This is a genomic window from Paenibacillus sp. LC231, from assembly GCF_001860525.1.
Lineage (GTDB): Bacteria > Bacillota > Bacilli > Paenibacillales > Paenibacillaceae > Paenibacillus_AQ.
Map to the genome: position 1 here is coordinate 69,745 of NZ_JFOM01000054.1, position 26,037 is coordinate 95,781.

22 protein-coding genes and 1 pseudogene are annotated in these 26,037 nt (G+C 51.9%); 5 read left to right on the plus strand and 18 right to left on the minus strand.

Going from position 1 to position 26,037, the window contains the following annotated elements; translation table 11 throughout:
• Positions 1-15: 15 nt before the first annotated feature.
• Positions 16-324, minus strand: coding sequence for a hypothetical protein (locus tag AK95_RS29310; protein ID WP_071223447.1), 309 nt, complete (start codon positions 322-324; stop codon positions 16-18).
• A 162-nt stretch (positions 325-486) separates the two neighbouring features.
• Between AK95_RS29310 and asnB the strand changes: the two genes are divergently transcribed.
• Complete coding sequence (gene asnB / locus AK95_RS29315; RefSeq protein WP_071223448.1) at positions 487-2,331, plus strand: asparagine synthase (glutamine-hydrolyzing); 1,845 nt, start codon at positions 487-489, stop codon at positions 2,329-2,331.
• 80 nt (positions 2,332-2,411) lie between these two features.
• Here the strand turns inward: asnB and AK95_RS29320 are convergent, their stop codons facing one another.
• The 3 genes from AK95_RS29320 to AK95_RS29330 form a co-directional block, all read right to left on the minus strand.
• Positions 2,412-3,041 carry an XTP/dITP diphosphatase gene (locus AK95_RS29320; RefSeq protein ID WP_071223449.1) on the minus strand — a complete coding sequence of 210 codons (630 nt, stop codon included), beginning with the start codon at positions 3,039-3,041 and terminating at the stop codon, positions 2,412-2,414.
• A 4-nt stretch (positions 3,042-3,045) separates the two neighbouring features.
• Complete coding sequence (rph, locus tag AK95_RS29325) at positions 3,046-3,804, minus strand: ribonuclease PH (RefSeq protein WP_071223450.1); 759 nt, start codon at positions 3,802-3,804, stop codon at positions 3,046-3,048.
• 112 nt (positions 3,805-3,916) lie between these two features.
• The gene (locus tag AK95_RS29330) at positions 3,917-4,975 is read right to left on the minus strand and encodes a GerMN domain-containing protein (RefSeq protein WP_071223451.1); all 1,059 of its coding nucleotides are present in this window, start codon (positions 4,973-4,975) and stop codon (positions 3,917-3,919) included.
• 166 nt (positions 4,976-5,141) lie between these two features.
• Here AK95_RS29330 and AK95_RS29335 point away from each other — a divergent pair, with 166 nt between their 5' ends.
• Positions 5,142-5,705 carry a phosphatidylglycerophosphatase A family protein gene (locus AK95_RS29335; protein WP_071223452.1) on the plus strand — a complete coding sequence of 188 codons (564 nt, stop codon included), beginning with the start codon at positions 5,142-5,144 and terminating at the stop codon, positions 5,703-5,705.
• A gap of 367 nt (positions 5,706-6,072) precedes the next feature.
• On the opposite strand, the gene AK95_RS29340 is transcribed toward AK95_RS29335, so the two are convergent.
• From AK95_RS29340 to AK95_RS29370, 7 genes and pseudogenes are all read right to left on the minus strand, one after another.
• Positions 6,073-8,517 carry a glycogen/starch/alpha-glucan phosphorylase gene (locus AK95_RS29340; RefSeq protein ID WP_071223453.1) on the minus strand — a complete coding sequence of 815 codons (2,445 nt, stop codon included), beginning with the start codon at positions 8,515-8,517 and terminating at the stop codon, positions 6,073-6,075.
• Positions 8,518-8,555: 38 nt separating this feature from the next.
• Positions 8,556-9,659, minus strand: a complete 1,104-nt coding sequence (glgD, locus tag AK95_RS29345) for a glucose-1-phosphate adenylyltransferase subunit GlgD (RefSeq protein ID WP_071223454.1) — start codon at positions 9,657-9,659, stop codon at positions 8,556-8,558.
• A 14-nt stretch (positions 9,660-9,673) separates the two neighbouring features.
• Positions 9,674-10,858, minus strand: coding sequence for a glucose-1-phosphate adenylyltransferase (locus AK95_RS29350; protein ID WP_071223455.1), 1,185 nt, complete (start codon positions 10,856-10,858; stop codon positions 9,674-9,676).
• Between the two features lie 435 nt (positions 10,859-11,293).
• Positions 11,294-12,316, minus strand: coding sequence for an MBL fold metallo-hydrolase (locus tag AK95_RS29355; RefSeq protein WP_071223456.1), 1,023 nt, complete (start codon positions 12,314-12,316; stop codon positions 11,294-11,296).
• 519 nt (positions 12,317-12,835) lie between these two features.
• Positions 12,836-14,571 (minus strand): annotated as a pseudogene (locus tag AK95_RS29360) (proline--tRNA ligase).
• Positions 14,572-14,939: 368 nt separating this feature from the next.
• Positions 14,940-15,245, minus strand: coding sequence for an ArsR/SmtB family transcription factor (locus AK95_RS29365; RefSeq protein WP_071223457.1), 306 nt, complete (start codon positions 15,243-15,245; stop codon positions 14,940-14,942).
• Positions 15,226-16,293 (minus strand): flavin-containing monooxygenase, encoded by a 1,068-nt coding sequence (locus tag AK95_RS29370; protein ID WP_071223646.1) that lies wholly within the window; start codon positions 16,291-16,293, stop codon positions 15,226-15,228. The genes AK95_RS29365 and AK95_RS29370 overlap by 20 nt, the downstream gene beginning before the upstream one ends.
• A gap of 235 nt (positions 16,294-16,528) precedes the next feature.
• On the opposite strand from AK95_RS29370, the gene AK95_RS29375 reads away from it, so the two are divergent.
• The 3 genes from AK95_RS29375 to AK95_RS29385 are packed head-to-tail and all read left to right on the plus strand — an operon-like array spanning position 16,529 to position 18,859.
• Positions 16,529-16,780 (plus strand): FeoA family protein, encoded by a 252-nt coding sequence (locus AK95_RS29375; RefSeq protein ID WP_071223458.1) that lies wholly within the window; start codon positions 16,529-16,531, stop codon positions 16,778-16,780.
• A complete protein-coding gene (locus AK95_RS29380) occupies positions 16,777-17,523 on the plus strand; it encodes a FeoB small GTPase domain-containing protein (RefSeq protein ID WP_071223459.1) in 747 nt (248 codons plus the stop codon). Before AK95_RS29375 ends, AK95_RS29380 begins: the two co-directional genes overlap by 4 nt.
• The gene (locus AK95_RS29385) at positions 17,474-18,859 is read left to right on the plus strand and encodes a nucleoside recognition domain-containing protein (RefSeq protein ID WP_083397757.1); all 1,386 of its coding nucleotides are present in this window, start codon (positions 17,474-17,476) and stop codon (positions 18,857-18,859) included. The genes AK95_RS29380 and AK95_RS29385 overlap by 50 nt, the downstream gene beginning before the upstream one ends.
• A gap of 107 nt (positions 18,860-18,966) precedes the next feature.
• Here the strand turns inward: AK95_RS29385 and AK95_RS29390 are convergent, their stop codons facing one another.
• The 7 genes from AK95_RS29390 to AK95_RS29420 all read right to left on the minus strand — a co-directional run bounded on the left by AK95_RS29390 (position 18,967) and on the right by AK95_RS29420 (position 25,786).
• Positions 18,967-19,851 carry a carbohydrate ABC transporter permease gene (locus AK95_RS29390; protein WP_071223460.1) on the minus strand — a complete coding sequence of 295 codons (885 nt, stop codon included), beginning with the start codon at positions 19,849-19,851 and terminating at the stop codon, positions 18,967-18,969.
• Positions 19,852-19,864: 13 nt separating this feature from the next.
• Positions 19,865-20,746: a carbohydrate ABC transporter permease gene (locus tag AK95_RS29395; RefSeq protein ID WP_071223461.1), complete on the minus strand. Its 882-nt coding sequence runs from the start codon at positions 20,744-20,746 to the stop codon at positions 19,865-19,867.
• Positions 20,747-20,846: 100 nt separating this feature from the next.
• Positions 20,847-22,166 carry an extracellular solute-binding protein gene (locus tag AK95_RS29400; protein ID WP_071223462.1) on the minus strand — a complete coding sequence of 440 codons (1,320 nt, stop codon included), beginning with the start codon at positions 22,164-22,166 and terminating at the stop codon, positions 20,847-20,849.
• 112 nt (positions 22,167-22,278) lie between these two features.
• On the minus strand, positions 22,279-23,067 hold the full coding sequence (locus AK95_RS29405) for a response regulator transcription factor (RefSeq protein WP_071223463.1): 789 nt from the start codon (positions 23,065-23,067) through the stop codon (positions 22,279-22,281).
• Positions 23,042-24,835, minus strand: coding sequence for a cache domain-containing sensor histidine kinase (locus tag AK95_RS29410; protein ID WP_071223464.1), 1,794 nt, complete (start codon positions 24,833-24,835; stop codon positions 23,042-23,044). The genes AK95_RS29405 and AK95_RS29410 overlap by 26 nt, the downstream gene beginning before the upstream one ends.
• A gap of 175 nt (positions 24,836-25,010) precedes the next feature.
• The gene (locus AK95_RS29415; protein ID WP_071223465.1) at positions 25,011-25,283 is read right to left on the minus strand and encodes a hypothetical protein; all 273 of its coding nucleotides are present in this window, start codon (positions 25,281-25,283) and stop codon (positions 25,011-25,013) included.
• A gap of 278 nt (positions 25,284-25,561) precedes the next feature.
• Complete coding sequence (locus AK95_RS29420) at positions 25,562-25,786, minus strand: helix-turn-helix domain-containing protein (protein ID WP_006208732.1); 225 nt, start codon at positions 25,784-25,786, stop codon at positions 25,562-25,564.
• Positions 25,787-26,037: the final 251 nt, after the last annotated feature.

Consider the following 26,037-nt stretch of genomic DNA (forward strand, 5'->3'; position numbering starts at 1 on the left):
CCGTATAGTTTTCAGTCAGTCGGAGAGCAATCGCAGCTCTTCCATTTGCTGGCGCGTGGCTGGTGTGCCCAATTGATAAATGGTTCGATACACCTTGTCCAAGGAGGATTGAAACAGGGCATTGGTGCTTTGTTGCGGCGTATCCGGCCAAGGAAACAAGTACCCCGTCATTTCTTCGTCCTTCTCCTGCATCATGTCCAGCTCAATCCGAACTTGGTCCGCCTCTTCCGGCGTTGCTTCGATCTCCCATTCATAAGCGCTCGCTCCCTGTTCGGTCAACACGGAGCGGCTCTGGACGGAAACGTAGTAGGTCGACTTATTCATGGACGCATCTCTCCTTCTCTTTGATATTCGTCCTCTTTCTTAGTTTTCGTAAAAGGACAGACATTTTATGCCTTCCTTCGGCATATATCTGTATCACTTTGGCGACGTAGGATTAAAAAGATGGGACAGCGTATGACAAAGACAAAGAGAGGATGAACCGTCATGTGCGGAATAACCGGTTTTATACAATGGAGCGGCGATTTGACGCAGGATTCGCAGCTGCTGGTAAAAATGACAGAAAGTTTGGCTCACCGCGGACCTGACGGATCCGGCACCTGGATTTCCAACCCGTGCGCATTCGGTCACCGAAGACTCAGCGTGATCGACCCCGAGAATGGCGCTCAGCCGATGATCATTCATCGGGAAGAGGAAGTCTATGCCATTGTATATAACGGGGAATTATATAATGCTGCGGAGCTTAAAGACGAATTGGTACGACGCGGTCATCGTTTCAATACCAAATGCGACACGGAAGTTTTGTTAGTCTCTTATGTCGAATGGGGTCCCGATTGTCTGGAACGCCTCAATGGCATATTTGCATTCGCGATTTGGGACAGCGTGCGGGAACAAGTATTTTTGGCTAGGGACCGGGTGGGGGTAAAGCCCCTGTTCTACAGTTACATTGACGGAACGCTCGTATTCGGATCGGAACCGAAAGCATTGCTTCAGCATCCGAAGGTGGAGCCTGTGGTCGGGTCCGAGGGGCTTGCGGAAGTGTTTATCATCGGTCCGGCGCGAACCCCGGGACATGGTGTCTACAAGGATATCGCAGAGCTTCGCCCTGGAATGGCGATGATCTTTAACCGGGAAGGATTGCGCAAGTATACCTACTGGAAGCTGGAAAGCAAGCCCCATGAGGATGATGCGGATCAGACGGCAAGCTACTTACGCGATCTTCTGCGGGACACCGTTGAACGTCAGCTGGTATCCGATGTACCGGTCTGCTCCCTGTTATCCGGCGGTCTTGATTCCAGTGCGCTCTCCTCGCTCGCCGTCGATTACTACAAACGGACGGGCCAAGGACAAGTGCACACCTACTCCGTCGATTATGTGGACAACAACAAACATTTTAAATCCCATTCCTTCCAGCCGGGCGCGGATGCGCCATGGATCAAACGGATGCACGAGGAGCTGGGCACGGACCACCATTGGATTGAATTCGACACGCCCGAACTGGTCGAAGCGCTGGATGTCTCCACTCAGAAGCGGGACCTCCCGGGCATGGCGGACGTGGACGCCTCCCTTCTCCTCTTCTGCCGTGAGATTAAAAAAGGCGCGACCGTCGCCATATCCGGTGAAGCCGCTGATGAAATATTCGGCGGTTACCCTTGGTTTCACCGGGAAGAAATGCTGAATTCCGGTACTTTCCCATGGTCTGTCGCCCCGGATATGAGAGCCGGGCTGCTGTCTGACGAGATTCGGGACTGGATCAAACCGCTGGAATACCTCGGAGACCGTTATGCCGATGCGGTAGCCGAAGTGCCGAAGCTGGACGGGGAGACCGGGCAGCAGGCCAAAATGCGGGTCATGTCCTATCTCAATATCACCCGCTTCATGCCAACGCTCCTCGATCGCAAGGACCGGATGAGCATGGGCGTTGGGCTGGAGGTCCGCGTTCCCTATACCGATCATCGCCTGATCGATTATGTGTGGAATATTCCTTGGAGCATCAAAACGACAGGCGACCGTGAAAAAGGCATTCTGCGCAAAGCCCTTGAAGGTGTGCTTCCCGACGATGTCCTGTACCGTAAAAAAAGCCCGTATCCCAAAACTCACAATCCGAACTATCTGGCAGCCGTCAAAGCGCAGGTGCTGTCCATTCTGGACGATCCTTCTTCGCCGCTGCTTCCGCTCATCGATACGGCACGGATCCGGGAATTGGCTTCTTCGCCGGATGCTTCCTCCAATCTCCCTTGGTTCGGTCAATTGATGTCCGGTCCGCAGCTGTTCGCCTACCTGGCCCAGGTGCATTTCTGGCTCAAAGAGTATAACGTATCCATACGTTAAGTTCTTATTGTTTACGAAAAATCAAAGAAACCATACCCGCAATAGCCGGTATGGTTTCTTTTTATAGTATTACTATTCAATTATCGTGCCTGCAGGTCCGCTACAAGTTTGCGCAGCGCTTTGCCCCGATGGCTGATCTCCTGCTTCTCCTCTAGGGAAAGCTCGGCCATCGTCTTCTCATGGCTTGGCAGGTAGAACAGCGGATCATATCCAAACCCGCCTTTTCCGGACGGATCCGACGTGATCCAGCCTTCAACACTCCCTTCAGCCTCAAGCTTTTCTCCCGAGACCGGATCATACAGCACCAGCACACAGACAAATCGGGCCGGACTCAGCAAGGGCTGCTCCGTATCCTCACCGAGCCTTAATTGTTCCAGCTCACCGAGCAGCTTCTCGTTGTTGTCCTCATCCGCGCCGTGCTCGCCGGCATACCTGGCGGAATAAACGCCGGGCGCGCCATTCAGCGCATCCACGCACAATCCCGAATCATCGGCCAGAACAGGCAATCCCAGTGCGTCGCCAACCGCCTTGGCTTTTTTAAATGCATTGGCTGCGAATGTGGCTCCATCCTCAACGACATCCGGCAGATCAGGGTAATCGTACATGCTCTTGACCTCCGTACCGAAAGCAGCAAAAGCATGCGCAAATTCCTTGACTTTGCCCTGATTGCGGGTAGCTACGACTAGCGTGTCTCCGAGTGTCAATGTCATGGGATTATACTCCAGTACTCGCATTCACGGAACCGATTTTAGCTGCAATGGGGCCAAGTGCCTCTTGCTGACGTTCAATCAGCTCGCGGATTCCCTGTTCCCCAAGCTTCAGGATCTGATCCAGCTCCTCACGAGAAAACGGGCTTTCTTCGCCGGTTCCCTGAACCTCAACGAATTTGCCGCTTCCGGTCATGACCAGATTCATGTCCACCTTCGCTTTGGAATCCTCTTCATAATTCAGATCCAGCAGCGCCTGTCCGCCTGCAATGCCCACGCTAATGGAGGCCAGGTAGTCCGTAATCGGAAATACCGCCAGTTTATGTTGTTCTGCAATTTTATTTACCGCTATGGCTAAAGCTACAAATGCTCCTGTAATGGAGGTGGTCCGCGTTCCGCCATCCGCCTGGATTACATCGCAGTCCAGCGTAATTGTCCGCTCGCCAAGAGCATGCAGATTCACAACAGACCTAAGCGCTCTGCCGATCAGCCGCTGAATTTCCATCGTCCGGCCACTGAGTTTACCGCGATTGGCTTCCCGTTGGTTGCGGGATTGTGTTGCGCGCGGCAGCATGGAGTACTCAGCCGTCACCCAGCCCTTTCCTTGTCCTTTCAGAAACGGGGGAACCTTCTCATCCACGGTCGCCGTAATCAGCACCTTGGTGTCTCCCATCTCGATGTACACGGAGCCTTCCGCATATTTATTCACATGGGTCGATAAATTCATCGGTCGAAGCTCATCGCTCTTACGTCCGTTAGATCTCATGTTTTCTGCCTCCTACTTCTTATCGCAATCCTGATTAGCATTCCCTATTCTACCAAAGTGCAGGCACAAAAGCACCTTTTCCGGCGCATATTTCAAAGATGGCCGTGAAGGGTCAGATCGAAATTTCGTTAATGAACTCCGGACGGCTGACAGGCTCGCTGTAATTACGGCTATCCGTTCCAACCACCTCGGAGAGATCGTTCATTCGAATTTTGACCTTCGCATCATCCGAATTCTCGGCTACGGTTAGCACGACGGCCTGCAGCAGCTCGGTTGGAACCTGCTCTCCCTGCTCAAACATGCTGTCCTGAAGTGATACGGTAACAGCGCCGTCCTCTCCTTTTTCGACCGATGCAACGGTGGTATCGTCCGGGATGACCTCGACAAGCCCATCACCGTAATGCGGCCCCCGGATCAGTTCGTTCAAAGCAGCCTTAACCGCATCCTGTCCAGTCGGAACAAGTCTGGTAACAGGTACATAATACTGAATGCCGTCTGGCGTCACTGAAGAGAAATAGACGGTAACCGGCGAAGAGGAAGTGTACAATGCGTCATCCGCCTTTTGAAGGTTGATCCCCATTGCTCGTGAAAGCGGACGGTCCAGCGGCGTGTGATTGACCGGCATTTCCGTTAGTTTGACTCCATCCACCCATACCTGCATCGATTCGATCCCTTCATGTCCCGTCAGCGTCCACGTCAACGCCTCCAAGATTCTTCGTTCATCTGCCGCTTGATATTCCGTAAACGATTTATTGAATTCAACAACGGCCAATTTGCTCTCCGGATCGACCGTCACATTATGGATCTGCGTACCTGCAGGCAATACCGCCTGGAAACCCTGTGGAACATAGCCAGCATAGCGGCCTCCGTTCACAAGCACTTCAAGAGATTCTTTCACGGCGCTTGCACCTTCTACCTTCGGAATACCCAAGGTTACAGGTGCCAGCATTCCCCGCGCATCCGAAAGATAAACCGTTGTCTGCGTGCCAATGTCACCTTGTGCCGCTGTGGATCCGGCCGTGTTCAGCATCTGCTTCTCCACTTGTGCAGGCGGCGGGTCAATCGCCTCCGATTGCTTCCCGGAAAATACGCCGCAGCCGGACAACACGATCGGAACAGCAAGCAGCCCGGCGGCGGAAAGCCTGCGAAGATTACGTTTACTACGTTTCATGTATTGTTCCTCCCTAACATTTTTTTGTACAGGTTGTACTCCTATGTATACGAGCCCTTTCCAAAAAAATAACTCTCAGTTTTGCCCTTTCTGGACAAAGGGGGGTGGAAAAAGTACAATCGTCGTATGCATCTTCATCAACCACGAAAATGAGGTGAGTTCCATCATGGCAGAAAACGATTCAAACATTCCATACAGTCTGAACAGCAAGAAGGTAGCGGATGCGACACGGAGCCTGCTGCATAAGCGTGGAATCAAGTTGGAGGAAATCGCGGAACTGGTGATGATCCTTCAGAATAAATACTACCCGAATTTGACCATGGACGAGTGCATGGAGAACGTGGATGCCGTACTCAGCAAACGCGAAGTCCAAAACGCCGTATTAACCGGAATTCAACTAGATATTTTGGCGGAGGAAGGCAATCTCATATCCCCGCTTCAAGAAATGCTGGCCAATGACGAAGGGTTATACGGCGTGGATGAAGTCCTGGCATTTTCCATCGTTAACGTATATGGAAGCATCGGCTTCACCAACTACGGGTATATCGACAAGCTTAAACCCGGCATTCTTGAGCAATTGAATGATAAATCAAGCGGCCGTGTACATACCTTCCTCGACGATATCGTCGGCGCGGTTGCCGCAGCCGCCAGCAGCCGGATCGCCCATCGCAAGCAAGCGGAGCGTGAGATCGAGTTGTACGGCACAACCGAAGAGCTTCCAAAAGAATAAAACGCCTCATAAAAAGAAGATTCGCTCAACATGCGAATCTTCTTTTTTTCTGCCTACCAGCAGGAAACAGCTCACCGGACGGGAGCTATCCAAGCCGAGAGTAGGTAATTTCAAAGAATTATAGACGAATGCAGATAGAAAGCATACCTCTTTACGGGCCGGAACAATGAGTTTCTTCTATAATAAGAACCTCCTCTCACCTATGAAAAAACGGGCTGTCCAATCACGTAAATCGGTAAATCTATCTAGTCATTTTTGAAAAGATCCATCATATGATATGATGAAGAACATTCCAATAGAGCACCTATGGAAACCCCGCCAAGCCTATGGCGGGGTTCTTTTTTTTTAAGAATATGATAGAGATAGATTACCGGTTCGCACCAACCATAACAGGAGAAACATTCCAGATGTCGGATGCATAACGGTGAATCGTGTTATCGCTGGAGAAATGTCCGGAGTGGGCCATATTTATTATCGATTTCTCGGTCCAGGCTCCGGTATTCAAATAAGCACGATCGATCTCCGACTGGGTTGCCACATAACTGGCAAAGTCCGCTAATACAAAAAACTCATCGTTATGATCAAGCAGGGACTGGAGAATCTGACCAAACTCCAACTCGTGACAGCAGAAAGATCCTGAAGATATTAACTGATTCAGCACACGGGCGATTCTGGGATCCTGCTCATACCGCTCCCTGGATACATAAGCTCCCGTCCTGTAATACTCAAGCACTTCCTCCAGCTTCAATCCAAACAGGAACATATTCTCATGGCCAAGCAGCTCGAACATCTCCACATTAGCCCCATCCAGCGTGCCGATGGTCAAAGCGCCGTTCAACATGAACTTCATGTTTCCCGTGCCGGATGCCTCCTTGCCAGCCGTGGAAATTTGCTCGCTCAGATCGGCTGCGGGGATAATCTTCTCCGCCAGAGACACCGAATAGTTCTCCAGGAACAGCACCTGGAGTTTGTCATTGACCTGCGGATCCTTATTCACGACTTCGGCAACGACATTAATGAGTTTGATGATGCTTTTGGCCAGATAATAACCCGGCGCTGCCTTCGCCCCAAAAATGACGGTACGGGGAACGCGATCCGCGCTTGGCTGATCCTTAATCTCGTTATACGCGTGCATCACCCGTAATATATTCAGCAATTGCCGTTTATAGCCGTGCAGCCGCTTCACGTGAACATCGAATATGGAATCGGGATTAATCACAATCCCTTGCTTATTCGCGATGTAATCTGCAAGCCGTTCTTTATTGTTCCGTTTGATCCGCTGAATCCCCTGCTGAAAGGCGGAATCGGTCTTCAGCCCCTTGAGCTGAATTAATTGGTGCGGATCCGTGATCCATGAATCGCCGATACCATCGCATATCAATTGACTCAGGCCGGGGTTGCTGTGCATCAACCAGCGCCGGTGGGTAATCCCGTTGGTTTTGTTGCTGAATCGCTCCGGATACAGCTCATAATGCGGTTTCATGACCTGTGTCTTAAGCAGTTCCGTGTGCAGCCCCGCCACGCCGTTTACATGATAGCTGCCCACAATTGCCAGATTGGCCATGCGGATCTGGTCGCTTTCAATGATGGCAAGCTTCGATATGCGCTCATGGTCGCCAGGATAGCGTTCCAGCAGCATGCCGCAGAACCGCTTATTGATCTCTTCGATTATCATGTAAATGCGCGGCAGCAGCTCACGAACCATGCCGGCCGGCCATTTCTCCAAAGCTTCGCTAAGCAGCGTGTGGTTTGTGTAGGAAACGGTCCGGCTCGTGATGTCCCAGGCTTCCTCCCAACCGAAACCCTTATCGTCAATAAGAATCCGCATCAGCTCCGGAATCACCAAGGTCGGATGCGTATCATTGATATGAATGGCCACATGCTCGGGCAGCTCATGATAGGACCGTCCCAGCTTGTCGAACGTCCTGAGAATGCTCTGAACGCCCGCGGAACAGAGAAAGTACTGCTGCTTCAGCCGGAGAAGCTTGCCTTCGTAAGCCGAATCATCCGGGTACAAAAACTCCGATATCGATTCGACCGAACGGTTATATTCCAAAAATTTATAATAGCTGTTGTGATGATGAGCCGAACGGATTCGGGATATATCCGAAGCGGACTCGGCGCTCCACAATCGCAGCGTGTTCACCTGCCCCTCACCGTACCCGATCACTGGAACGTCGTAAGGTACCGCCAGAACCCGCTCATAACCCATCGTGTGAAACACGGTTCGCCCCTCCTGTACATCCACCTCCACGCGGCCCCAAAAGCGCACTTCCACCGCCTTGTCAGCCCGCCGTTCTTCCCAGACGTTGCCCCGCTGAAGCCAGTTGTCCGGCAGCTCGACTTGGTGGCCATCAATAATCTTCTGTTCAAACAATCCGTACTTATACCGGATTCCGCACCCGTGGCCTGCATAGCTTAGTGATGCCAACGAATCGAGAAAACATGCCGCTAGACGTCCGAGCCCCCCGTTGCCGAGTCCTGCATCCGGTTCCTGCTCCTCAATCTCATCCAAATTCCACCCGAGGTCCAAAAGGCCGCTGCGGACCATATCCAGCACACCCAGGTTCAGCAGATTGTTTCCCATTAACCGCCCGATCAAAAATTCTAGCGAGAAATAATATACCTGCTTCTGCCCGGTCTCCCGGTATATCCGATTGGCGGCCGCCCATTCCCGTCCAACATACTCCCGGATCATGCCGCCGAGTGTTTTGTAAACATCCTCAGCTGTCGCTTCCTCAAGTCCCTTCCCCAACCGACTCACCAACTGCTCCGTAAAGACCTGCTTGAATGTTTCCTTGTTGTTAAACAAAAGAAAGTTCCTCCTGACGGATTCGAATTATTTTGTGATCAAATCGAGATGTCCTTGGCGATGACAAAAGGTTTGCGAAAATCCCCTTGAAGCTTATGATCCCGCGAGATCATTACATCTTTATCGAGTATGACGTTCTCCAGCCTCACATTCTCGCCAATGACGCATTTTTGCATGATGATGGAGTTATGGATGCTTGCGCCTCGTTTTACCTGTACTCCGCGAAACAGAATGCTATTCTTTACTTCCCCGTCGATCTGGCAGCCATTGGCCACCAGTGCGTTGCTCACATCGGCCGAATTCAAATATTTAGCGGGAACCTCATACTTGATCTTGGTGTGGACCGCCTGCTTACGAAACAAGCTGTTATACGTTTTAGGATTCAGCAGGTTCATACTGGTACGATAATAGCTCTCAAGCGAATTGATCACCGCATGATAGCCGAGGTATTCATATCCCGCAATGTTCAGCTTGTGCCGGTTACGCATGATCGCGTCCCGGAAGAAATGGCTGCCCCCATGGGCGATGCAGTGGTCGGCCATCTCCAGAAACCGCGCTTTCTCCATCACAAACACCTCCATGTATACCGCATCATGCTTGTGATCGTAATGAATATCCTTGACCATGCCGTCCTCATCGACATCGAGGCGAACACACGAACGGTGCTCTTCCCGTGGTGCAGTCACTTTTGTATAAACAAGCGTCACGTCGGCGCCCTGCTCCAAATGGTATTCGTATACCTCATTCAAATCGACGGTGCTTATATGCTGGCTGCCGGAATGCACGATATGCTTCGCGGATCCCCGCTCAAAAAAATCGAGATTGTTATAAATATGCCGCAGCTCGCCGGCGGACACATCGGCTTCATCGTTCCAATCCGGCGGAAGTATGAACAGGCCGCCCCGCTTGCGATGCATATCCCAAGGCCTGCCTTCGCCCAGATGATCCATCAGGGACCGGTATTTCCTGCGAACAAACAGCGCAATATCCTCGATGCCCGCATGCATCATATTGGACATCACGAAGTCGATCAGGCGGTACCTCCCCGCAAAAGGCACAGCGGCCCCGCACCGGTAATACGTCAATTCACTCAATACATCCCGTTCATGCTCCAAATTAATAATACCCATGAGTTCTCTCATCTGCGAATCCCGTCCTAACCTTGATTATTATGGGACGAAGACGACGATTGAAGCAGCTTCAGGACGTCTTCATCTTGACCGCTTACAAGCACAATCCGGGATGGATCTTCAGGAGGCGGACCAATGACGGCATGATCTTGAATGACCATGTCCTCAGTGATAATCGCCCGGTGTATGCGTACATGGCTGCCGATGCGCACCTTGGGCATAATGACGGAATCGGTAATGACACTGCCTTCCCCTACCTCCACGCCATAAAAGAGGATCGAATGTTCTACCTCGCCGCACACAGTGCAGCCCTCGTTAATCATGCTGTTCCGGACGACGCCGGTTGGAGAAATATACTCTGCCGGCTGATTCGGGTTCCGGGTGTAAATGCGCCACAACGGATCGTTCAAGTCCAGCTTGGGCTGCTCGCAGAGCAGATCCATATTGGCTTCCCAGAGACTCTCGATGGTGCCGACGTCCTTCCAGTACCCTTCGAACGGATAAGCGTACAGCGTTTTGCCGTCCGTCAGCATGCTCGGCAGAATGTCTTTGCCAAAATCATGGCTCGTATCCGGATGCTCCGCATTCCGCAGTAAATAGGATCGCAGCAGCTTCCAGCGAAACAGATAAACGCCCATGGATGCCGTCGTACTCTTCGGATGCGCAGGCTTCTCCTCGAACTCGAAAATCCGGCAGTTCTCATCCGTATTCACCATGCCGAACCGCTTCGCTTCGTCCAGGCTCACCTCGATGACGGAGATGGTGCAATCGGCATCCTTCTCCTTGTGATAAGTCAGCATACGGTCATAATCCATCTTATAGATGTGATCTCCCGACAAAATCAAAACGTGCTCGGGATCGTACTGATCAATAAACTTAAGATTCCGATAAATCGCATCCGCCGTCCCGCGGTACCAGGTCGTCCCGTCCTCCCGTTCATGGGGCGGAAGCACGAATACGCCTCCATTCAACCGGTCCATGTCCCAATCGCTTCCTACGCCAATGTAAGAATGCAGAACCAGAGGTTCATACTGGGTTAGTACCCCAACCGTATCGATTCCCGAATGGGAGCAGTTGCTCAGCGGAAAATCAATGATCCGGTATGTACCCCCAAAATAAACAGCCGGCTTGGCGAGCGTCTTCGTGAGGCCCTTCAGCCGTTTACCTTGACCTCCTGCGAGCAGCATAGCGACCACATCTTTTTTCTTCATGACAGATTCTCCTTTAAGGGGCTTTATGAGATACGAATCCTATAACATGAAAATGGCGGAACCAAGGGAACGCTTCGATACGAATATGGTGGAGTGGATCATGATGACGAGTGATTAAGAAAAATGCCTTGAGGGAATGCCTTACTTAAACAGCAAGGTACATCAACTATATGCGGGGTAGTGAGAAACTCTGACTCTAATGAGGGAAGGCCCCCCATCTTAGGTATTACCGGCCTTCTCTTCTATAAAAAAGCCGTAGCGCCACTTGCCAAGCATCCTGATCGCAGCGGCTGTTCGGGCAGACTATCCGACTGCATCTGATCAAGAGATGCTCCACAATGCAGCCCTCTGAATCTATTAAACAAAAAACCGCCTATTCTACGCATGATGGAAGTCAACGTACAAGCAGACGGTTTTATTTATGTCTTGATTATATCAGGAATGCGGCTGTTTCCGTACAGAAAAATAGCGCATTCCATCCTCGTTTTCGATCTCCTCGGCTTCTCCACGGCGGGTCAGCTCGGCGAGATGGGCCAGCGCTTCGCACATGGCGAAGCGGAGCTGGTGGATGCCGAGCTTCTCGCCGAAGAGGGCGGTGCAGACCTCGAAGGCGGTTAGGCGACCGGCAGTGCTCAGCATGCCGGCGATGGTAGTCAGGCGCTCCTCGTGATGGAGGAGGAGCGTCTCGATCCGTTCACGGAAATGCGTGAACGGGTGGCGGTGTCCGGGGTACGCCGTCCGGACATGCAGTTCCCGCAGGCGGCGCAGCCCTGCGAGGAATAGTGCCAGCGGCTCGGCATCGCTGCCGGGCAGCAGGCTCACGTTGGGCGAGATTTGCGGCAGCACGGCATCGCCGCATAGCAGAACGCCGCTGTCTGCATGGAAGAACGACAGATGTCCCGGAGCATGGCCGGCCGTTTGCACCGGGACCCATATCCGGCTGCCCATCCGGAACGGCAGATCCTCGCTGATAAACGAGATCTCCGGCTGCGGCGTAACTTGGGGGAAGAAGCCGTTCAGATGCTCCGGCAGCAGGGCAAGCTTGGTTTCCGGCATGCCATGCTGCCGGAAGAACGCCGGGAGTTCGTGATCCATCGCGGAATCCGTTCCCCACATGAGCATCGCTTCCCGATGCGCCCGCTCTGACATCCACACCTTGGCGCCCGAACGCTCCTGAAACCACCCGGCAAGCCCATAGTGATCCGGGTGATGATGGGTCAGCACGATCGAAGCGATGTCGCTGAACTCGAACCCGAGCTGCTCCATCGCCGCCAGCCATTCCTGCTCCGAGGAACTCGTTCGCGGCCCCGGATCGATGATGGTCATACCGTCATCCCCCCGCAGCACATAGCTGTTCACCCATCTTAAGGGGTTGGACAATGTAATCTTCACCTGACTGAGCTGATGTTCTTCTATAGGATGAATGTCCGGGCTTGGTCCCTTCTCTTCCTGATTCATCGTAGATGCAACCTCCATCCGCATTATGACTTCAATTCCGACTCCTTCATCATAAGCCTGTATTCGGGATATGTATACAAGGCTGCCCTGCATGTTGGTTAGAGGATTGAAGCGAGCAAGTTACTATGTTTCACTAGAGGACGCTGCGCATACGTATCGTTCCTCCAATCGCTGTTGCCCTCGGATTTTCCTTACTGTATTTATCCATTGTAAAAATCCGAGGGCAAAGGCGAACGCTGCCGCTTTTCCGGAATCGATTCGTCTGCTCCGCTGCTTCGAGCTCGTTCATTATAAAGCCTAGATCGGCTGCATCATTATCGTAATCATGTAAGCCTATGCAACGTCCCCCTTCTAACAAAACAATAAGGCAACCTCAAAAAAAGATTGGGTTGCCTTCCCTCCTACTGACATGCACGTTTTCCACTATATTTTTAAAGCTATTCTAATATCCGATATAGGTTCCATCCGTTACGCGTAAAGTTCTTTCCCTCTCATCTCCAATTTAATGAATCTCGACTCTTATTGGAAGGCTCCATCCAGCTGACGGACTGCCTCCTCGCATGAGCGCTGGATGGCTTCCTCGGCAGGCAGGGTGATCTTGATTCCGTCCTGGCCCATCCATTCGACCTCTCCGTTAGCGGCTCCGCGTCCAACGATCAGACGCAGCGGAGCGCCGGCAAGGTCGGCATCCTTGAACTTGACGCCGGCCCGTTCGTCCCGGTCATCCAACAGCGGCTCCAGACCAGCCTTATTCAGCTCGCTGTAGATATGTTCAGCCAGTTTCATCTGAATCTCATCCTTAACCGCAACCGGGATAATGTGCACCTTGAACGGAGCCACGGACATCGGCCAGACCAACCGCTCATCCGAGATGCACTGCTCGGCGATGGCGGACATGACGCGGGAGACGCCAATACCGTAGCAGCCCATGATCAGCGGTTTCTCCCGTCCGTCGGAATCCAGGTACATGGCGTTCATAGCCTCACTGTACTTCGTACCCAGCTTGAACACATGTCCAAGCTCAATCCCGCGATAAAACTGTAGCGGAGCTCCACAGCGCGGACAAGGTTCACCTTCTGTTACATTCCGGAAATCGCCGGTGTGTTCCAGCGAAAAATCATATCCTGGGCGGACTCCCTTCAGATGAGCATCCCCCTGGTTAGCACCGGCGATCCCTCTGCCATAGCTGCTACTTCGGAATCGACCAATACCTTCAGGGTTAGACCTACCGGTCCCGCAAACCCGACTGGGGCTCCCGTCGCCTGCATCACCTCTTCGGCGCTCGCTAATTCCGCGAGTTCTGCTTCTAGGTAAGACTTCACCTTTGCCTCGTTTGCTTCGCGGTCTCCCCGGACAAGCACCGCAACCCGTTCTCCATCCACGTGGTAAATCAGCGTCTTGATCAATTGCTCCGGGCCGACTTGCAGGAAGTCAGTCAATTCCTGAATGCTCTTCACATTGGGAGTTATTACCCGTTCTATAACTGAGCTTCCGTCGGTCTTTACGGATTCTCTTCCTGCAGGCTCAGCTGAAGCCGCAGACTCCGCTCGCTCCAGATTTGCAGCATAACTGCAATCACTGCAGGAAACAACGGTATCCTCGCCAATATCCGCCAGTGCAATAAACTCATGGGTTTCCCCTTGTCCGCCAATGGCACCCGCATCGGCTTCCACCGCCCGGAACGTCAGGCCACAGCGTCTGAAGATTCGTTCATACGTTTCATACATGTTCCGGTAGGACACATCCAGGCCTTCCCAGTTCCGGTCAAAGGAATACGCATCCTTCATCATGAATTCACGCCCCCGCAGCAGACCAAAACGCGGACGCCGCTCATCCCGGTATTTGTTCTGAATTTGGTACAGGTTGACTGGCAGCTTCCGGTACGAAGAAATCTCTTGGCGAACGATGGACGTAATCACTTCTTCATGGGTTGGTCCAAGCACGAACTCCCGATTATGGCGGTCATGCAGCCTGATGAGTTCCGAACCGTAAACATCGTACCTCCCCGATTCCTTCCACAGCTCGGCGGGCTGAACAGCGGGCATGAGCATCTCCTGTCCGCCGGAGGCATCCATTTCCTGCCGAATAATAGCTTCGATCTTTCGCAAGACCCGCCATCCCAGCGGCAGATACGAATAGATTCCTGCTGCCGTTTGACGGATATAGCCGCCGCGGAGCATCCATTGATGGCTCAGTGCCTCCGCCTCGGAAGGCACATCACGCATCGTTGTCATCAATAATTGGCTTTGCCGCATCTTCCTCATACTCCTTCTTATGTCCATGAATGAACCTGCCTGAGCGCAAAAAGAGCACATTCGCTCCTAGGGACGAATGTGCTCGTGGTACCACCCTGATTCCATCTTACCGGATGCAAAAGACGCTCCATTGAAGATGCTTCATACGGCGGTAACGGGCCAAACCGGCGCCGCTTGTTCACAGCGGGCAACTACAAGGTAGGAAGGACACAGCCTAGCGGGGGAAGCCTTTCAGCCAAGGGCTTCTTTTCTGTCTCGCCGAATCTTGCATCCTCATGTCCTTGATGATCGTTATTCACGGGAAATTCATTTTCCAATACATTACAGCCGGACGGTCAGAATGTCAAGCATGAACGGGTCAGGCGATTCTAATGAGCGATATGGTCCAGCACCTGCCGTAAGATCCCGATGACATGCTCATCTTCATACGTATAAAAATATGTATTTCCTTCCCTCCGGTATTTGACCAGTCTTAAACTTCGCAGATAGCCAAGCTGGTGGGATACCGCCGACTGACTCATGCCAAGCACCTCGGCAATATGGCCGACCGGGCATTCTTCTTGCGAGAGCAAATGAAGAATCCGGATCCGCGTCGGATCCGAAATGGCCTTCAGCAGTCGTGACGCTTCCATGGCCTCGTCTTCGTGCAGCAGCTCATGGTGCTCTTTTTCCATAAACTAATCCCCTCTTCTCCATAATGGCTTGAACGATTTCGCGGGCATCCCGTGAAACTCCTGCCAAGAGTGCGGAGCCCCTGTGCGTCTGCCAAGGCAAACCTGCATAATAGAGCCCCTTTACCGGACTGATACCGCGTGTATGAATAACAGCCTTCTCATGATCCAGCGCTCGATCCACTTGAAGCCAATCATAGCTGGGAACAAAGCCGGTCGCCCAGATAATATTCTGAACCTTAAGCTCCGTTCCATCCTCGAATCGCATTCCGGAATCGCCGGCATCAACGGCTCTCTTTTTCAACACCACTTTACCGCACTTGACCGCTTGTTTCAATTCATATCCAAAAATCGGGTCTCCGCGGCGCTTCAGCTTACGCCCCACCCAGGAGGAACCGCCGGCAGATAAAATGCCGAGTTTGTCCAACCACCAGAACATGCCCTTTCCCCCAATGGTCATGGGTAAATAACGCGGCTGCTGTCCGAGGGCCAAATACGTTTCCCGACCACGTGACAGTTCGACCGCAATCTGTGCCCCGCTGTTCCCGCCGCCAACGACAAGAACGCCGCCCTCCTGAAGCTGGGAAGGTCGCCTGTAATCGGATGAGTGCAGCTGGAGAATGTCCTCTGGAAACGATGCTGCAAACGTCGGAATTCGAGGCTGCCGGAACGGCCCGGTAGCGATGATCAGCACCTTTGCATGATATTCTCCCTGATGGGTGTCGATTATAAAACGGTCTTCTTCCTTCCGGACACACTTCACATCCGTCTCAAACTGAATGGGCAGCCTAAACCGCGCTGCATACGATTTCAGATAGGACGCCATCTCATCTTTATCCGGGAACCCGTCGGGATCCCCCTCTAACCTCATTCCATGCAAGGCACTATGAGTCCTCGGCGTAAACAACTTCAAGGAATCATATCTCGTCTTCCATGTTTCACCTGCCTCCATCCCCCGATCCAACAACAGAAACTTCATCCCTGCCTGCTGCAGCCAATAGCCAGCTGCCAATCCTGCCTGCCCCGCGCCGATAACGATTACGTCCCATATCATATAGGTATCACTCCAATTATATGAATAATTGCTCATATATACATATAACATGGATCTTGTTTCCCCTTCAAGCATAAGATGGTGATTGCATCGTCAAACGCCGCATGAAACTGGAATAAATATCTGATGAATCCAGTTGACAACATACACATTCAGTCATACTATAGGCATAAAGTTGCTTCGAGGAAACAATATATGCTCGGCCCAATTTAGTAGGGAGAGGTTAAACTTTATGGATGAGACAAAATATCGGCAGCATTTGCATCAGGCAGCGCTCGGCGAGCGTTTTCTGATTGAACAGGTGGGTATCCGCGGAGAGCATAAACGACGGCTTCTGGACCTCGGATTCGTTCCGGGCTCCGTTATCGAAGTGCTGAAAGCCAGCCCGCTCGGTGACCCCACCTCTTATAGAGTAGCAGGTACCGTCATTGCATTAAGAAAAGAAGAAAGTCAGTTAATCTGGGGTAAGGTGATATCATCATGAGAACTTTTACCGTCGCGCTGGCTGGCAACCCGAACACGGGAAAAAGCACGCTTTTTAATGCACTCACCGGCCTGAAGCAGCACACCGGCAACTGGTCCGGCAAAACAGTCAGTCTCGCAAGCGGCCATTACGATTACAAAGACACCCGCTTCCAATTTATCGATCTGCCCGGGACATACTCCTTGTTCTCCAACTCGGCCGATGAAGAAGTGGCGCGCGATTATATTATTTTTGAGAAACCGGACGTTACCCTGCTGGTTCTGGATTCTACGGCGCTGGAAAGAAGCCTTAATCTCGCACTGCAAGTGCTGGAAATGACCGACCGGGTCATCGTCTGCCTGAATCTGATGGACGAAGCGAAGAAAAAAGGAATCAAGATTAATACACGCAAGCTGGCGGATCAGCTCGGGGTTCCCGTCATTCCGATATCGGCCAGAAATAACGAAGGCCTGGATACCCTGTCCGAGCAGCTGCTTCTCATGTGTACAGGGCAGACTCCGACTACGCCGTATCGGATGAAATATAACGAACAGCTGGAATCGCGAATTTCCGGCCTGGAGTCCGAATTACGAGACATTCTTGGCGACGAATACCCAGCCAGATGGCTGGCGATCCGCTTTCTCGATGGGGACCGGAAGCTGATCGCCACGCTGAAAGAACGATTAAAGGCTTCGGATAAAGGAGGGATTTCGCTTGGAACAGCTAAAGCGCTTGGAAGCTCTAACAGCCGCCATTCCTGCTGAGCAGGTAGAGGATGTTCGGGAAGACATCGTGGGCGAATTATTCAAAAAATCCCGCGAGCTGTGCAGCGAAGCCGTCACCGTGACCAACCGGGAGCTTCTGTACCGTTCCGAGCGTCTGGACCGCATCTTCACCTCCAAGCTGTGGGGATTTCCGATCATGCTGGCCATGCTCGGCGTTATTTTTTACTTAACGATCGCAGGGGCTAACGTGCCTTCTTCCATGCTGGCAAATTTCTTTGGCTGGATCGAAGGATACCTGACGATGGCCTTTCAGGCCCTTCATGCTCCCGATTGGCTCTATGGCGTGCTGATTCTCGGATTGTTCCGGGGGACCTCCTGGGTTGTCAGTGTCATGCTGCCTCCCATGGCCATCTTCTTTCCAGCCTTTGCGCTGCTGGAGAACTATGGCTATTTGCCTCGGGTAGCCTTTAACCTGGACCGCCTGTTCAAAAAAACGGGTGCGCACGGCAAGCAGTCCCTCACCATGGCGATGGGATTCGGCTGCAATGCGGCGGCCATTATGTCGACCCGGATCATCGAGTCGCCTCGCGAGCGAATGCTCGCCATTCTGACCAATAACTTCGTGCCCTGCAACGGTCGCTGGCCGACCCTGATCCTGCTGGCCTCCTTGTTCATGGCTGCAGGTTTCTCGGGAGGAGCCCAGACGCTCGTAACGGCTTCCGTTGTTATGGGCATGGTGCTGATCGGTGTCGTTGTCACGCTCACGGTATCATGGGGTCTATCCAAAACCGCCTTGAAAGGCATTCCTTCCCACTACACGCTGGAGCTGCCTCCATACCGTAAACCGAAGATACTGAATACCATTCTCCGGTCGACTCTGGATAAAACCCTCTATGTACTGCGCAGGGCCATTATCGTAGCGGCGCCTGCTGGCGTCCTCACCTGGGTGCTTGCCAACATCTATATTGGCGATGCCAGCATTCTGATTCATTTCGTTGAATTTCTCGATCCGTTTGCGCGCGCGCTCGGACTCGATGGCTTCATTCTGATGGCCTTTATCATCGGCCTTCCCGCCAATGAAATCGTGCTGCCGATCCTGCTGATGGGATATTTGGCTACGGGGTCCCTGACCGAGGTTACCGATATGTTTGCCCTCAAGCAAATCTTCCTGGACCAAGGCTGGACCTGGCTGACCGCACTGAACATGATGCTGTTCTCGCTGCTTCATTATCCATGCGGTACCACGCTCGTCAACATCTGGAAGGAAACGAAAAGCGTGAAGTGGACGTTCCTGTCCTTTGCCATCCCGACGGCCATCGCCATCGGCGCCACCTTCCTGGTCACTCAGGTGGCCCGGGCACTGGGATGGGTTTAACGACCGAGGATTGAATCAGGCATCATATAAAGCAAACGAGCCGCTACAAGAAGTCTCCTTGAAGCGGCTCGTTTATTTTATCCGGAAATGGATGAGTTCTATGAAACTTAACCTTTCACCGAACCAGCAGCGATGCCTTCCACGATACGATCGCTGAGGAACAGGAACATCAGCAGAATTGGCAAAATACTGATCATCAAGGTTGCGCCAATCGCACCCCAATCGGTTGTGTATTGTCCTATAAAGTTCTGCACGCCGACGGTGAGCGTCTTAAACATGTCCGAGCTGATGAACGTGTTCACGAAGATAAACTCATTCCAGTTGTAGATCATATTGATAATGGCTGTCGTCGCCAGAACCGAGCCCGTCATCGGAAGGACGATCCGGAAAAAGACCCGGTGAACCGAGCAGCCGTCCATGACCGCCGCCTCTTCCACTTCCTTCGGCAGCGTGTAATAGAACCCGAGCAGAATCATAATGGTAATCGGCATATTGAAAGCCACGTACGACAATATCAAAGAAACGGGATGATCGGTCAGGCCAACCTTGTTGAAAATGCTGAACAGCGGAATCAAGGTGGAGTGAACCGGAATCATCATGGCAACCATAAATAATCCGAGGACGAAGGAGCTGCCCTTCCACTTCATTCTCGTAATCGCGAAGGTAACGAGACTTCCCAGAATGACCGTGAGCGCAGTGGCGACAACGGTGATCCAAACGCTGTTCAGAAAATAAACGCTGATGTTGCCGGCACTCCATACCTTCTCATAATTCTCCCAGCGCGGATTCATCGGAAGGGACAGCGGAGGAAGATCAAAGACTTCCTGATTGTTTTTTAATGAGAACAGCAGCAGCCATACGAGCGGGAACAGCTGGAATACGGCAACGCCGATCAGCACGATATACAGCAGCGCGTAACCCAGCTTGCCTCCCACTCCGTTTGCGGACCGGGCGCGCCCGTCTTGGAGCTGTCCTGTGGCTCCGGATATCATGAAGCATTCCTCCTTATGAATATTGGATCGTTTCTTTCGATGCCGTTAATTTCCGTATGACCCACGTTACGATCAGACAGATTACCAGCAGGAAGAACCCGATCGCGCTGCCGTAACCGAAATCATAAGCGCGGAAAGCCGTGTGATACATGTAGGACGCCATTACTTCACTTGCGCCGTTAGGCCCCCCGTCCGTCATCACAAAGATGAGGTCGAAATATTTCAAGGAACCTACCACCGCCAGCACAATCGTCACCTTAATCACTTCCATAATGAGTGGAAGCTTGATCCGGAACGCAATTTGCAGGGAAGTCGCCCCGTCGATCTTGGCCGCTTCCACCAGCGATGCCGGGATATTCTTCAAAGCTGCATAATAGATCAAGATATAGAAACCGGCATACTGCCACAGAATAGGAATAAACAAAGCGAACAAGACAAGCGACGGCTCAGCGAGCCATGCCGGCGGGTTCGTGATCCCGATGGATTCCAGGAAGCTGTTCACAATCCCGTTCGTCGGGTGGTAAATGCGCAGCCACAGCTGCGCGATCGCAACGGAGGACAGCAGCATGGGGATGAGATAGATTTTACGGAACAGGTTGGCGCCCTTGATCTTGGAGGCCAGCACCATCGCAACAGCCAGGTAGATAATCAGGCTTGCAGCCGAGAATACGGCTAACAGCAGGGAGTGCCACGCACTGTCCCAGAACTTGCCGTCCGTAAGCAGAGCCTGGTAGTTATCGAGTCCGATAAAGGTCATCGCACCGATGCCGTTCCATTCGTTCAGTCCGTAATAGGCGGTAAGTATGATCGGAATATAAACGACGGCCATAATCACAAGCAGTGCGGGCAAAACATACAGCGCGATGATTTTTTTGTTGGACATCACTTTATCCAAAGTGTCCGACTCCTTTCTTCCTATGGTCTAGAGGAAAGATGTATCCGGCATCGCTGCCCGGATACATCAGGGTCCTGTTTCTTCGTTGTCCTAAAGAGTCTTACTTACCTTTGGAAATCGCTGCATCATGCTCCTCGGAAAATTTCTCCGGTGTTACGGCTTTGCCGAAGAGCGCCTGAATCATGTTCAGATGCGTCTCGGCGGCATTGGCCTCCATTTGTACATCCGCGAACAAGGTAATGCTGCTTGCTTGATTCATTTCATCAAACAGATCGATGTACAGCTGTGGAAGCTCAAGCGTCGAGGTATCCACTTTCGTTGCCGGAATAACGCCTGCGCCTGTGACGGACTGCTCACCCCATTTGGTTACGAAATACTCAACGAACTTCTTGGACTCCTCTTTTACCTTGGAGTTTTCGCCGATGAACAAGCCAACGCCCGGTCCACCAACCCAGCTGTTAATGTCGCCTTTTCCGCCTTCAACCGTCGGGAATTTGAAGAATCCGACGCTGTCGCGGAATTCTTGCGGAATCTCTTCATTGGTCGTGAAGTTTGGCAGTTCCCAGGTTCCCATCATGTACATGGCCGCTTTGCCGTTCAGGAATTCGGATTTCGCTTCCTCGTTGGACAAGCCGTTGAACCCTTTGACAAACGCATTGCCATCTACCAGCGATTGAACTTCGGCGGCTGCCTTTACAAGTGATTCATCCTTGAAGGAACCTGATCCGCTGATTGCACCAGCAAGCGCTTCTTGTCCGCCGATCCGGTCTGCCAGGTACATGTACCAGAGGGATCCGGTCCAGCGATCCTTGTTGCCCAGCGCGACGGGAGCGATCCCGTTATCGGACAGCGTTTTCACGACGTTCTTGAATTCTTCGTAGGTTTGCGGTACTTCCAGGTTATGCTGTTCGAATATCGTTTTGTTGTAATATACCGGTGCGATATTAAACTCGAGTGGAAGCGCATACGTTTTGCCGTCAATGGCATAAGCCTCGGTCGTGCCGGCTACGAACTTGCCATTAAGCTGACCGCCCAGCAAATCATCTACCGGTGCAAACAGTTTGCCTTCGACATAAGGCTTCAGGAATCCGGCTGCCCAGGTTACCCCTACGTCCGGAAGCTCGTTTGATGCGGAAAGCACTTTCAATTTGTTTTTGTATTGTTCATTATCCAGAACTTCCTGTTTGATCGTCACGTTTGGATTCTCTTTTTGATATTCTTCGATGATCTGATTCACGATTTTGTTCTGCCCTGCGGAAACGCCCGCTGGCCATAAGTGCATGAAGTTTACCGTAACTTTATCGCCTTCGCTGCCACTGCTGCCGGAATCCCCGGTGCTGCTGTTGCTCGATCCACAACCAGCTGCGACCAAAGCGAGACACAATGTCAGAAGCAGAACTGACCATTTTTTGTTGAACACGTTTACAACCCCTTTTCTAGTATGCTGTTCGCGTATTGAAACCGCTTTAATCAAATTTTATCAGTGAGGGGATGAATGTATAAGGTCATAATGATTGGGACTAATTCCACTTTTATTGGATTTCCTCTCCGCTATCGGATACGCTGTGGCGGTATTGACTCGGGCTTACCTCCTCAAGGTCACGGAACACTTTCACGAAATATTTCGCCGTTTGGTATCCCACTTTCTCCGCAATTTCCGCGACAGGCAGCGATGTGCCCGCCAGCAGCTCCTTGGCCCGCTGTACCCTGCGACGCGTTAAATATTCGCTGAAGGTGAGTCCGGTTTGCTCTTTGAATAACACGCTGAAATAACTGGAATTCAGGTGAAGCACTTCTGCCACTTCCTTAAGCGATACCGATTCCTGAAGGTGCTGATCCACGTACTTCAGCGCTTCCTGCACCTGAATGCTGTAGCCCTTATCCAGCTGCGCCGCCTCGAGGAGCTTGGGATCCACCAGTTTCTCCATCCGCTCAATCCGATCAATTTTTTCCTGGCGTTCCAGGGCCGACTCGACCGCAGTTACCAGCTTCCGCTTATCCAGCGGCTTTAGGAGATAATCCACGACGCCGTATTGCAGCGCTTTACGGGCATAATCAAATTCCGAATAACCGGATATGACGATAATGACCGGCGGATGCTCTAGTTCATGCAATCTCTCAATGAGCTCAAGTCCCCCGATTTCCGGCATGCGGATGTCCGTCACCACCAGATGAGCCACCTGATCCTGCAGCCACTCCAGCGCCTCTACGCCGCTTGAAGCCGTCACGATTCTGCAGCGACCCGACGACCATGCCTCCAGCGTCTTCCTTACCCCTTCCCTCGTTCTCGGCTCATCATCCACGATCAGTATCGTTTTCATGCTGTTCCCCCTCCCCACCATTAGCCTGAAAATCATTCGGAATTTGAAATGAGATCGTCGTTCCCTGACCCACCACGCTGTGAATACGCAGGCCGGCTTGCCCGGAAGCATAATACAACCGGATTCGTTGCTCTACATTGGCAATGCCAACACCGCTTTTTTTAGAAGATTCCGCGTATCCCTTTTCCATGGAGGAATACAGAGAGGCCACCGTCTCCTCGTCCATTCCCGGGCCGTCATCGCTAACCGAAATGACCGTATATCCCGGGTGATCCGAGGCCTTCGCCCGTACAATAACGGTGCCCGGACCCAATCGCTGCTCAACTCCGTGGAGAATCGCATTTTCCACGATCGGCTGAATCAGCAGCTTCGGAATCGGCACGTTTTTGCTGGCTTCATCCGCCTCGATTTTCCAGGATAACCGGTCCAGCATCCGCATTTTCATAATCATCAAATAACGCTCGGCATGATCCAGCTCGTCCCGGACCGATACCCACTCATCCTCGTCTTTGCGGTTAATGACGTAACGGAATAAGCCGGACATCGCGACCACGATTTGGGCCAGCTCTTCTTCCCCTTGATCATCCAGCGCCCAGTAAAACGCTTCCAATGTGTTAAAAAGAAAGTGCGGATTGATCTGAGCCTGCAGCGCTTTAAGTTCTGTCCGGCTCTGAATGATCTCCTTCTGATACACAACCTCGATTAATTCGTTCAGCGAATCCACCATCTGGTTGTACGAATTGTTAAGCTCGTTGATCTCCATCGTCTTCGAGGTGACGGCAATGGGCCTCAGCGTTCCCAGTCTCACGCCGCGCATGGCTTTGATCAGATTCAAAATCGGCCGGATGATCATCGTGGTCAATATAAAGCTTAAGAACAGGAACAGCAGCGCACCCACGCCCCCGGATACGATGATCGCGGTCCGCAGCACTGATATCCCCTCCGTCGTATAGTCGACAGGCGTCAGGATGACCAGGTTCCAGCCCGTGGCCTCAGACTGTTTCTGTACGGCAATGTAGTCCTCATGGCCGACCGTAACCGTCTCCCCTTCGCGGTGCAAAACCTCCTTCGCATCCACCACGGTGGCAAAATCCGACGAGATTTCATTCCCCGCCTGATCAAACAATCCCATCGTTTCACGCGAATCGCTGCCCATGCCGCCTGCAGAGTCCGCCAGTGCAAAATAGTCCTTCTCCAGCTTCACGAGCAAGTACCCGCCGTGGGCAAAGGAATGGTCAATCAGCCGAATTCTCCGTACCGCTACCACCACATCCGGGTCCCGGGGATCCTGACCGAACCATACCAGCTTCCCCATGCCCTGGTCTGCCGCAGCAATCCAATCTCCCCTAACCCGGCTGGTCAGACTTCCTTCATCCAGCGGAAACAGCCGCCGATAATCCTTCGTATATAATTCCAGCGACCGGATGCCCGTAGCATAGGCTTCATATTTACGAACCTCCTGTTGAAGGGACTGCCGTTCACCGAATGTTATCGGCTTGCCCGCGGTCTCCTGCGCCAGAAAGCGCTGAACCGTTGCGTTCGTCGAGACTTGGGCCGTCAGCGTATCCACCTGCTTGAGCAGCGCATCCAGCTTCCCCGTGGCCTGAACGGCCGTCTGCTGAATATGCTTCTCCGCACTGTTACGCAGCAAAGCCGAAACCTGATCATATACAAACACCCCGACCAATGCCAATACGATCACCATCACCAGCATAAATCCAAGGAAGATTTGATTCCGCAGTGTATTCAGCCTGCCAAACCTGTTCAAGTTCTGCACTCCCTTTCGATTTGGAACTGTAATTCACTATACACAATCTTGTTGAAGTTAGGGAGTCCTCGCCCTTCCGCAAAGGTCCAAGGCATATGTACTTTATTACTCAAAAAAGAGGAAATGCGAAAGGTTAGTTTCCCCTTGCACTTCCTCTCATATACAGCCAAGCATACTATACCGGATATAATTCCTGATGCCGCTCAAGCTCTCTTTTGCAATCGGTGCACAGCCCTCTTACGGCGCCGGCGTCATCAGCATAAAAGATTAATTGTCGCTTGCGCCGGCATTTACTGCATGCTTGTCCGTGCTGACCGCTCCGGGTTCGCGTTGTTGTGTTCAGATGGATAACATTACGCTCCCTTCCGCTTCTTTTCTTGCGTCTGAACCATACAACTGCAAGAAGGACTAGAACGGCTCCAGTCATCATCCCGATCATCCATCCCATGTTTATTTCACCTCCGACATGTGCAGGCTATTTGTACAAAATAGCTAAAAAACGATTAGCAGATTTACACTCCATGATCACGTATAAACGACGTTACTACATTAATACATTTGCGAACATTTTAACATATCTTGTATTTGTCATGGCGGTTCCTGCCCATTTCCAATCACAGAATATAACCGAATTTCCGCAATGAAAACACAAAAAAGCCTTCTCACTCCCGTTGCTACGGGAAGGAAGGCTTTCGCTGTGCTTTCGTTCATGCAACCGGCATGGTGTCAGATCTTCAACTCACCGAGTTTTATCAACTCAACGACAGCTTGCGAACGGCCCTTGACGTTTAATTTCTGCATGACATTGGAGATGTGGTTACGCACCGTCTTTTCGCTAATAAACAACTGCCCGGCGATATCGCGAGTCGTTTTGTCCTGCACTAGCAATTCAAACACTTCGCGTTCACGGTGGGTTAACAAGAACTTGCTGTTATGGTCGGTCCCCTTCAATGGTGTCACCCCTCCTTGCCCGGGTATGTGTGGTCTAACAAGGGTAAGGGATACAGTCAACTCATCTTATGTAAGATGAGGGGGGAAGGTGCGAAAGAGGCGAACAATTTGGGCGATTGGCCCGTATTGGCGATTTTTGTCCTTGCTTCCTCTCGAGGGTTGGTCTATGATGATGGTGTAAAAATAATTTTCTTTATTTTTTTATATTTATAAAAATTATTTTCAGAATTGGAATCCCATTCGTTATGCCC